Consider the following 10,545-nt stretch of genomic DNA (forward strand, 5'->3'; position numbering starts at 1 on the left):
GATTCTCAGCAGCCATTCAGCGGCTGCGCGCATTAGCGGGTCCGGGCGGAACGCTAAGCACGAGAGCGACTCGTTGGATCAGGTTTTCTCAACAATTCCCCTCGGGCCACGGGATTGTTATCTCATACGCGGCACTTCCAAAGGAAATTCAGGAAAAATTTGAAGAAATTTTGACAAAGCCGGTTTCACGCAGGAAATTGGCCGCCATGTAGCCAGCTCTGCTTTTTTCGCGCGGAACCGCTGTGGGGACAGTTTTCGCGCACATCAGACAGCAGCGCTGGCCTGCTTGGGGGTCGGGGGACCGTGGCAAACGATAGTGTTGTTTTGTGCTTTGCAGGTGTGTGCCTGCCAGCTCTCGAAATGCAGTGCCGCTGCATTCGAAGGGGGCTTGAGTGAAACGGTTTTCCTTTCATCAGGACAGGCTGGAAACAGTCGTGTCGTCCCGCAAAGTGTTCGACGACCCGAAACGAATCCGGGCGCGCCGGGCCAGGGCTGTGGTCATCGCCTTGGTAACGGCTGTCCTGTGCTGGGCGATCCTGTTCCTTGACGGCTCGTTCTCCTTGCAGTCTGCGCTGCGTGAACTGAACCCCTTCTACCGCGACAACCGCAGTCATGTTCATCCAGCCGGGGACAGCAACGGTCAGCACGAGCTGACCCATCTGGTGTCGGCGTCACCGGTCCCTCAGGCAGCGCCCGCCTGCGAAACAGGGCACAAACAGCCCGTGTTTTCGGCGATGGCAGACCCAGGGGACCCGCGGGTCTTCGGCCACGTGCCCGTGTCGTCTGAAGGGGCATTTTTGTCGCTGGAAGACAGCTGCGGCCAACTGGGCGTGGTTGTGCCGGAATGGATCAGCATCGTCGAGGAACAGGACCGCCCTGCAGTGTCCCTGATCAGCAAGGACACCCGGATTTCTGTTGAAGAATACATGTCCGGCGCCGCTGTGCGTCCGCAGCTTCTGCCGGCCGTCTTGCTGGGAGAGAAGCGGAAAGAAGAGGCTTTTCTGGACAGTATCGCTGATGCGGCACAAGCACCGGCCCTTGCCGAAGGCATGGCCGCCGCTGTGGCCGCCTTGAACGCCCAGGGGGCGTGCCTGGATTTCACCGGATTGGACCCCGACGCCTTCCAGCGCCTCAGACCGCTGATGGCGCGCTTTTCTGATACCTTCCGCTCCCGCGGGCTGACGGCATGCACCATTCTTGCGGGCAGCCAGGCGGAGTGGAAGGATGCGGAACTGACCGGTCTGTTTGATCAGGTTATCCTGAAGCTCTTCCAGGAGCCCTGGGCGGAATCCGTGCCTGGCCCGCTTGCCCCGTACAACTGGATTGAGGATGTGGCAGCTGAGGCGGTGCAAGCCATCGGTGCAAAAAAGCTGGTTGTCGCGATCGGAAATTTCGCCGTTGAGTGGACCTCCGGATCCTCGAAACCGGAGCTGCTGTCTTATTCGGAAGCGATGCAGAGAATGAGCGCCGCCGGAGCGGACCTGCGCTTCAGCGCAAAATCCTCCAACAGCTTCAGCCGCTACCGTGACGCACAGGGGCAGCAGCGCAAGATCTGGATGCTGGATGCCGCATCCGCGCACAACCAGCTGCTCCGCCTGAAAGAGCTCGGCATTGCCAATGTCGCTGTCTGGTCGCTCGGCCAGGAGGACCCCGGCATCTGGAAAGTTCTGCAGCATCAGAATGCTGCCAAGGATGTTCTGGAAGCTGAACTTGCCATTGCCGAGCTCAACAACTTTGTCGATTACAAGGGACAGGGCGCCTTCATCCGCATCGATCAGCGCGCATCGGCCGGTGTCCGTCAGGTGACCTTCGAGGCAGAGACCGGGCTGGTCACGGACCAGAGCTACAGCCGGCTGCCCAAGCCGTATTCGATCGAGCTTTACGGCAAGCCAGAACGGCGCAAGCTTGTGCTGACCTTCGATGACGGCCCGCACGAAAGGTTCACCAAGGAGATCCTGGACATCTTGCAAGAAGAGCAGGTGCCCGGCGCCTTCTTCGTCGTTGGCACCAGTGTCATGAATTCACCCGACCTGGTCGCCCGGATGGTTGATGAAGGGCACGAGATTGGCGCGCACAGCTTTTCCCATCCGAGAATGGACCAGATCTCCCAGACCCGTGTCGATCTGGAATTTGCGCTTCTGGATAAGATCCTGGCTGGATCAGCCGGCCGGAAAACCATGCTCTACCGCGAGCCGTTTCAGCGCCGCGGCGGACCGATTAGCGCAGAACGTGCCGCCTCGCTGGAGGCTGCCGAAGCCCGCGGGTTCACCATTGCAGGTATGGAAATTGTCCCCAAAGACTGGGAAGGCTGGGACAGCGGGCAGATCGCGAACTATGTGATCGGCGAGGTGGAGCAGGGAAACGGCAATGTCATCCTTCTGCACGATGGCGGCCAGGACCGCACCGCGACCGTGGAAGCCGTCCGCCCGATTATCCGGTCGCTCCGGGCAAAAGGCTATGAGTTCACGACGCTCGCGGATCTTCTGGGCACCAACCGCGCGGCCTTGATGCCTGTGGCCCAGGGCGGCTCTCCGGCCTTCGACCGGGTGTCGTTCTCCATGGTCTGGGTGGCGCAACAGGCGGTCGTGGTTGTCTTCTGGGTGGTGCTTGCAATCGGCCTTCTCCGCTCGGCCGGCATTCTGATCCTGGCGCTGTTGAACCGCCGCGAACGGTTTACGCCGTTGCAGAGGCAGCCGAAGGTTGCCGTGGTTATCCCCGCTCATAACGAGGCAAAGGTGATTGCCCAATGCGTCGAAAGCGTCCGGGCGAGCGGTTACAAAAACCTGGAAATCATCGTGGTGGACGATGGCTCGACCGATGACACGCTGCTTGAGGTCCTGAAGTTCGGCCACAAAAGCGAGGTGCGCCTCATCTCGCAGCCGAACCAGGGAAAATGGAGCGCGCTGAACAGGGCCATCCAAAGCACCGACGCAGAATTTGCGGTTTGCATCGATGCGGACACGCAGGTCTGCAAAGACGCGATCACCCATCTGGTCAGGCATTTCGCAGACCCGAAAACCGGCGCGGTGGCAGGCAAGATCATCGCAGGCAACCGCGTGAACCTGCTGACCCGCCTGCAAGCTTTTGAATATGCGACGTCCCAGAACGTCGAACGGAAAGCCTTCGACCTGATCAATGGTATTCTGGTGGTCCCCGGCGCCATTGGCGCGTGGCGGGTCGAAGCCTTGAAGAAGGCGGGCTTGTTCAGTGAAGAAACCCTGACCGAAGACACCGACCTCACAATTCAGGTGAACCGGGCGGGCTATACTGTGGTGTTCGAGCCCAAGGCCAAGGCCTACACCGAGGTGCCGGAGAATGTAGGCCAGCTCCTGAAGCAGCGGCTCCGCTGGTCCCTGGGCATGTTCCAAAGCGCCTGGAAGCACAAACGGGCGATCCTCGAGGGCCGTCCGATCGGCCTGGTGTCCATTTCGGACATGTTCGTGTTCGGCTATGTCTTCCCGCTGCTGGCCCCCATCGCAGATCTGTTTGTGATCTTTATGCTCTACAACCTCATGGCAGGCGGCTGGACTGGCGATGTTGGCAGCACCCAGCACGTGCAAACGATGCAATACCTCTGGGCCTTTATGGCGCTGCCAGCCTTGGAGCTGCTGATTGCCGCCATTGCGATCACCACCGACAAGGACGAAAGCAACTGGTCCCTGCTGCTGTTCCCGCTGCAAAGGCTGGTGTACCGCCCGCTCCTGTATTTTTCGGTCATCCGCTCGATCCTGCGGGCCGTAACCGGACGTTTAGCCAACTGGGGTAGCGTCAAACGTCACGGGCGCGATTACGGTTTGGTGGCCGGCAACACATGAAACGCAGGTCCTTTCTGAAATCGGCGGCGGCCGGTCTGGCGCTGCTGCCGGGCAAGGGCGCTGCTTCCACGCTGTGGCAGCTTCCGGCGCAGGCGTTTCCGGTTGTGACAAACATCACCGAAGACGTCTCGATCCCGCATCTTATTACGGTGATAGATGCGTTTCTCGACCGGAACATGCCGCTGGCCTGCCTCGTCAATCCCTTTGACGAGCACGGCCGGCCCTACCCTGCGCAAAGCAAGCTGGCACAGGTGCTGAACGGGTATATGCTCGGCAGGAACGGTTTGGATGTCGTGCCATACATTCCGGAGCTGTCCTCGCTTTCCGAGCATTTTCAAGCCCGGGCAGCCCATGAGGCCCGCTCTGCCCTGCAAACCATGCTGCAGCCGGCGGTGTCTGCCCGAAACACGCACCGCCTCATGCAGACAATCGCGTGTGCGGATCAGGATGCCCCCGCTGCTCCCCGGGGGGTGCGTTCCGCTGGCTTCCTCAATCTCCTGTCGGTTCCGGCGCAGTCGGCTCCGGTTCGATCGGAGACGTGGGAAAACGGTGTTGTACGGCTTTTCGGCGGCACGGTGCAGTCGCTAACGGATTTCCACGGCGATGCGGCTGCTGCCGGCATTTCGGCCAGCCAGAACATTCTCTACCTTTCAGCCCAGGACATCTCCGGGATCGATCTGAACCAGCTGGAGACAGCTGCGGAGCGCTACGCCAGCGCGCTTTCGAAACAGGAGCTGGACGGGGATCTGTCTCTGCTGCCGGTCACAGACATCCAGCTGCGCGACAGCTACGGGTTCAAGCGTGTGCTGTGCCTGCATGTGCTGCAGCCGCAGGCGGACGACCGCGATCAGGCATCCGCGTATTCGGCCTTTACGGAATTCCTGAAGGCGGCGGGCATCCCCTATTCGACCGGGGCGGAAGATCCGGAACGGGCCGGCAGCGGCTTTTGGGTCCGGACCGGTTTTCAGAATGAAGACGCCGGGCAGCCCGGCATGTTCCCCATTGATATCGAAGACCGGAGCACCGCCAAAATCCGGACGGCCCGGCCGCTGGGGCCAGGCATCGGCGTGACCTTTCCCGCGGACGCGGCCGGACCGCAGGGGCTGGGGCGTGCGGGTTTCCTGCAATTCCCGCGCCACGTTGTCAGCGGCAGCGGCGTGGTGGAGGCATTTCAATCTGCAACGTCCGGAACTGAAGATGCAGTGATTTTCTTAAAGCCGGACGCGATTGCATTCCCGCCGGAGCGGCGCGCACTGGAAGGCCTTCTGAAAGACATGGCCGCCGCTGAAGGGACGCAGTTTCTCCTGCTCGAAACGTTCTCCCGGACTGTCGTGCCCGCGGGACCGCTGCCCGCCCGCTACCGGAAGACGGCTGCCACTGCGCCAGAGCTGATAAAAACACGCCCCCGCCTGGGCGATGCCGGGCGGGAGGAGCTGCTTGAAGATGCCCGCGTGGCTTGGCGGTATTTCGAGAAATTCACTGACCCTGGCACCGGGCTGTGCCCTGCGACCGTGGATTTCGCGCCAGGCGGGCGGTATCACGAGGCCGTCACGATGTGGGATGTCGGCAGCCACATCAACGGGCTTTTGGCAGCCAGGCAAATCGGCTTGATCAGCCAGGAGGACTTTGCGGCCGCAATCCGCAAGATCCTGCCCAATATCGCGGGCCGGACGTCGCAGGGCCGCCACTTGCCGCAGGGGTGGATACGGACCGACCGCCGCAAGTGGGGCAACAAGAACTTTGACGGCTCCGACGCGGGCCGGCTGCTTGCCGCCTTGGACAACCTGCGCCGCCACAGCAATTTCGGCGAGGAGCTGGAGGCGCTTGTCGGCTCCTGGGACCTTCGCAAGGTGATCATTGACGGCGAAATCCACTCTGTCACAGACGGTGAATTGAAGACCTCATACGTGTCCCACAGCGCCCATTATTCGGCCTTGGCCTTCCGGCGGTGGGGGGTGTCCGCAAAATCGCCATATGAGGTCTTTGCCGGCCGGTCGGCAGCCGACGGGCAGATGGCGCTGCTTGAAGCTGCGGCCAGGATCGGGCCGATTGGGGCAGAGCCCCTGCTGCTTGAGGCAATGGAACTGGGGATGTCGCAGGAAAGCGCCTATCTGGCTGACGTGCTGTTCGGCGCGCAGCTGGAGGATTTCCGCGAAACAGGCAGGCTCATCTGCGTCTCGGAAGGGCCAATCGACAAGGCGCCCTGGTTCCTCTACCAGGGATTGCAGCTGGATGCGCAAGAGCGCACGTGGGCCTTTGACACCGTCGGGCAGGAGCCGGAGTACCGGACGCCCGAATTCCGCGCAGAGAACCTGGCTCTCAGCAGCAAGGCCGCCTTTCTCTGGTCGGCCTATCAGCCGCATGACTACTCCGAAAAACTGGTCAGCTTCACCAGAAATATTGCCCGGACCAAAAACGGTTTTGCGTCGAGCATCTACTTGAAGACCGGGCGGCCGACCGAGGCCTACACGGATCTGAACACAAACGGCGTTATCCTTCAGGCGATTGCGCATCGTCTTGCCGGTTCAGGCTGACTGGCCCGAACCGGCAAGACGCGGAATGGGAACCGTCTGCACAACAGCTTTGCCTCAAAACGTGGCGCATCCGCTGGCAGCAATCTCTCCCGGCGACACCGGGTAACCTGGCCTCGGGTTCAGGATAACCGGCTGAATGCCGGTGATGCGGTTCATGCAGCCGTCGACCCAGCTTTCATTGATGCCCTTGCCGCCCACGTAGATATCCAGCCAGTCGTGGCCCTGATAGCCGCTGTGGCACGGTCCGGCCTGCGGTTTCGGCCCGTCACCGCACAGATCCTCGACAATCGCGTAACGCTGCAGGTTCTTGATGTAGAACTTGGTGCCTGCCGGGTAGTCCATGTAGCTGCGGCCGTTCCGTTTCACATGCCCGACCGCAAGCGTCACCGGGTCCTCGTAAGTGCCGGTCCCGCCTGCCTGCCGGTGGATCACCGGGCGGGCAATCTGTGCCGAGCCGCGCGGGGTATTGTCCCAATAGCTGTAGCCCGTTAAGAATGCGTTCATGGTTTGTTCTGCACCATACGCAGCGCTGCCGGTCACTCCTGCGGACACACTCTCGTCAACCAGAAGCCGGGTGCTGTGCATTCCGTTCAGGCTGTCATTTGCTCTGTCCTGAACACTGCAGCCTGCTGCAGCAAGCAATGTCCCGGCGAAAAGCGCAATTCTGGAAACTTTGTAAGTCATACTGTCATCCTGTTTAACTGAGTACCCAGGAAGCTGCAGAGCAGTTTGAAATCGCAGCTGCCAACAGCTGCAATATGCACAGGATAGGGTAATAAGAGGTTAAAAACAAAAGGAAAATTTTAACAAAACCGGAAGATCAAGGGCGGAAGACCCTGCTGGAGGGCATGTTCCGTTTTAAAACACCGGGTTATTGGCAGGCACGTTTTTCCCGCAAGGCGCGAAATACGGGGGTGCGGGCGTCACATGCGGCTGCCGCGTTTTCCGCCAGAAAGGAAAGCAGCCGCCGCATGGCCGGCGGCTGCTCCAGTCACAGCTCAGGCCCGGGAGAAATCCAAGGGCCTGTGTTTGTCAGCCCGAAGGCTTACAGAACAGCCCGCGCGATGCGGAGCATCTGCAGGAGCTCGTATTCCGACTCGTTCAGCTTCACCAGCTGGCCGTTCAACACGGCGTAACTCTCATTGGCACCCGGCTGCGGAAGACGGTACAGGCTGATCAGTTCCTCCTGCGTCAGGGCTGCCGTCGGGGCGATCGGCACCCCGGCCTTCAGCTCTGCCACCTGTGCCATCTGGTTCACCAGCAGCAGCGAGGTGTAATCCTCCTCGTCGAGCAGGACCGGCATGCCGTCGATCAGGGCATACCGCTGGCCCTCAGGCGCGGGATCAAGACCGAAGAGCGTCGCAACGTGGTCCGACTGCAGCAGCAGAAGCCCGGGGTCCGGATCGCCATAGGATTCAGCACTGAGCCATGCGTCGCGGCGCTTGGCCCAGATCTCATCGTATCCATCGTGGCCGTAGGAGGCCCATTCGTCAAAGGTCACGCCTTTCTTGGCCAGGCCGGGCGGCACGCAAGGCGGATCCTTCTTTGCAAGGCCCGGCGGGCAATTGCTGTAGACGATCAGCTCATCGTCCGGGATGCCGGACGCCAGCAGCTGCGGCGTTGCCAGGGCGAGCGCTGCCGCACCCGCGACGCGCAGCATGTCGCGGCCCGCGGGGGCCGGTGCCGAGACGATGCGGCTGACGGCTTCTTCACGCTCCGCCGCGGTGAAGGCCCGGCGGCCCTTGGCGCCACCGCCGTTCCCCTCCGGTGCGTTCTTGGCACCGGCGCCGTTCTGCTTGCGCTTGGGTCCGCCCGCATGTTTGGGCTTGCCCTTGCCGGCGTGATCATTTCCCTGGCCCGGCTTGGCATGCCCATTGCCGGCATTGGCGTTCCCGTTGCCGGGGTTGCCATTGCCCTTCTCGGCGCGCTTCATGCTGCCGTGCCCGTTGCCATTGCCCTTGCCGTTGTTGCCCTTGGCGAGCCAGATCTGCTCGCTGTTCGCCGTGCCGAAGCCTGCGATGCCGCCTTGCGCATGGACCGGGGCAGCGGACAGGGATGTCGAAGTCAGAGCGAGCGCCACGGCGCTGCCGATAAAGAACTTATTCATGCCAATCTCCTTTCGTCTCGGACCTCAACGCGGCAATCCAGCGCCGCGTTCCCCCGCTCCGGACGTCGGGTGGAGCCTGCCGCCGCATGAAGTCGCTTTGCCCTGCAGGTGCTGATAGCGGACACGTGTGGGCGTCCTGGCTGCACGTGCGGAGAACGGCAGCAAGGTCCCGCTCTGCTGTCCTTCGGCCTTCAAAAATGCTGCGCGATCTACGAACGGCTGCAATGGCGAAGCTGCGCCGCGGCGTTCGGTCAGGCCCAAGGCGACAATCAAGTATGTTATGCAGGATTCTGCGAAGCCCGCTTTCTGCGCCCTTCTTCCCTTGACGCCACCCGCAGCATTGGACGTTGGCATCAGGCCGGATGGATAGTTTCTTTCGATGAGTTTGGACGTGAGCAGACCCACTTGAGTGGTCCAAATTGAAAGTGGACCTGTCACGTTTTAGTGCCGCCCCATGTGCTCGTTTAAGCCACTTTCTGTTCGAAAGCGACTGGGCTTTTCCAGCCTAAAGCAGAGTGCCGTCGGCGCGGATCGTAGAAGCCGTTTATGTAGTTGAAGATGGCCATCTCAGCGTCTCGGCGTGTTGGCCATGACCTGCGCCAGATCAATTCAGCCTTGAGGGTCTTGAAGAAGGTTTCCACTGCGGAGTTGTCATAGCAATTGCCCTTCCTGCTAATCGACGCCTGGAACCCATGCTGGCGCAGGATCCTCTGGTAGTCGTGCGAGCAGTACTGACTGCCCCTGGTGGCGGGTTATCGGTCTACTGGTCCCAGATCACCGTCTTCCTCGGCATTCTGCTCGTCGCTGCGGGGCTTATCCTTGGTTTCATTGATCACGTTACTGATCAGCGGCAGTTCAGAAAGCAGAGCGTGGTTGTGCTGGAGCACCGCGGGCTGCACCAAAGCGTTGATAACGTCTCCGCCAGCGCCTGCAGAGCAGCACCGGTTTCAGGCACCAGCAGCTGCAGTTCCCGGGCCTTGCCGTCCCAGGCATCACGCTGCCGCTCCATGAGCGGCTGCAGATGGCGCGGGCAAATCCTGACCGGAGCCAGCAGCCACTCCAGCCGCCCCCGCCGCCGTGCGTGGGGACGGCTGGCGGCACCTTCATCCTCGGCCAGGCAGGCAGGGCAAAAGCGAGTCACGGAGCCGGTCAGAAATTCCGTGGAAAACGCCTCGCCGCGCAGCTCAAAACGCCTGCCGTCCAGGCTGCGGATGGTGTTGTGCTCCACCACCTTGTGGTCCTGACCGGCCAGTTCACAGAGGTGCCGGATCGCGTCTGATTTCCCGGAGCCTTTCCTACTTCTTGGAGGGGATGCTCTGGAACGTGCCGACGCAAAACTTCAGCTGGACGTATCAACAGACGGTCGAGAACTGCCTGGCGTGGTTGGATAGTTGTGACCCGACCCAACTAGCGTGCGCCAACGACCTGCACTGGTTGATACGAGACGGGGCGAACGTCTGTTGGAACATGGCTGACTTCCATAAGACGATGGCGGCGTTGCGCCTGTACTGGAACACGAGCGGCCGCTGACTACAACCCATCCTGCCCTCGACCATCACAAGTGCTCCTTTGTGGAGGTAGCGGGCGCAGTTCTCCGCGACTTTCCCAAAGACAACGATGTTGTGGTAATCAGTCGCTTCCTGGCGGTTGCCATCGCGGTCGTTGTACTAGCGGTTGACTTTAACGATTTCCATTTGGCGTATTGTACCGCATACCGTGAAGCAAAAAGCACAAGAACCCCATCTTGGGGTTCTTGTGCAACGACATGGGATATTTCCCTCACCTGAAGGGCACCGGCCTTTCAACTTAACGGCTGGAAGTTCTAAGAGAGGAGTTCATCGAGCCGGCTGCCAGAGTCAACTGCGGCGATGGCTTCGAGGGTAGCCTGGAGCTATCCGCCACCGCCTGGGCCTTGGCTTCATCCGGCCAACGTCGGTGACCCGACGCTTAGATCTCGACCCTCAATGATTTGAGAAACAAATTTGTAACACACATTGCGAAACGCACTCCCTACTGTGAGATGTGCAAGATCTCGCAGCAGGGGATAAACTCTACAACGAGAGGCCAGGTGACCTGCCCCCCGCTGGTC

The 10,545-nt window shown here is 61.0% G+C and carries 4 protein-coding genes and 3 pseudogenes; 2 read left to right on the forward strand and 5 right to left on the reverse strand.

Annotated features, from left to right (window positions below; genetic code table 11):
- Nucleotides 1-449: 449 nt before the first annotated feature.
- Nucleotides 450-3,815 (forward strand): glycosyltransferase, encoded by a 3,366-nt coding sequence (locus B2P87_RS02140; protein WP_286851599.1) that lies wholly within the window; start codon nucleotides 450-452, stop codon nucleotides 3,813-3,815.
- Nucleotides 3,812-6,349 carry a DUF3131 domain-containing protein gene (locus tag B2P87_RS02145; protein WP_141890952.1) on the forward strand — a complete coding sequence of 846 codons (2,538 nt, stop codon included), beginning with the start codon at nucleotides 3,812-3,814 and terminating at the stop codon, nucleotides 6,347-6,349. Before B2P87_RS02140 ends, B2P87_RS02145 begins: the two co-directional genes overlap by 4 nt.
- Before the next feature lie 54 nt (nucleotides 6,350-6,403).
- Here the strand turns inward: B2P87_RS02145 and B2P87_RS02150 are convergent, their stop codons facing one another.
- The 5 genes and pseudogenes from B2P87_RS02150 to B2P87_RS20035 all read right to left on the reverse strand — a co-directional run.
- A complete protein-coding gene (locus B2P87_RS02150) occupies nucleotides 6,404-6,853 on the reverse strand; it encodes a hypothetical protein (protein ID WP_082649522.1) in 450 nt (149 codons plus the stop codon).
- 541 nt (nucleotides 6,854-7,394) lie between these two features.
- The gene (locus B2P87_RS02155; protein ID WP_141890953.1) at nucleotides 7,395-8,456 is read right to left on the reverse strand and encodes a hypothetical protein; all 1,062 of its coding nucleotides are present in this window, start codon (nucleotides 8,454-8,456) and stop codon (nucleotides 7,395-7,397) included.
- 464 nt (nucleotides 8,457-8,920) lie between these two features.
- Nucleotides 8,921-9,199 (reverse strand): annotated as a pseudogene (locus B2P87_RS02160) (IS3 family transposase); the annotation flags it as partial.
- Nucleotides 9,200-9,300: 101 nt separating this feature from the next.
- Nucleotides 9,301-9,732: pseudogene (locus B2P87_RS02165) on the reverse strand (TniQ family protein); the annotation flags it as partial.
- 76 nt (nucleotides 9,733-9,808) lie between these two features.
- Nucleotides 9,809-10,105: pseudogene (locus tag B2P87_RS20035) on the reverse strand (single-stranded DNA-binding protein); the annotation flags it as partial.
- Nucleotides 10,106-10,545 lie beyond the last annotated feature (440 nt).

Origin of the sequence: Leisingera sp. UBA4491, from assembly GCF_002388965.1 — a bacterium.
Taxonomy (GTDB): Bacteria; Pseudomonadota; Alphaproteobacteria; order Rhodobacterales; family Rhodobacteraceae; genus Leisingera; species Leisingera aquaemixtae.

Bases quoted from the DNA above. Each gene is read 5' to 3' on its own strand.
- B2P87_RS02145 (WP_141890952.1), top strand. From the start codon at position 3,812: ATGAAACGCAGGTCCTTTCTGAAATCGGCGGCGGCCGGTCTGGCGCTG.
- B2P87_RS02150 (WP_082649522.1), bottom strand. From the start codon at position 6,853: ATGAACGCATTCTTAACGGGCTACAGCTATTGGGACAATACCCCGCGC.
- B2P87_RS02155 (WP_141890953.1), bottom strand. From the start codon at position 8,456: ATGAATAAGTTCTTTATCGGCAGCGCCGTGGCGCTCGCTCTGACTTCG.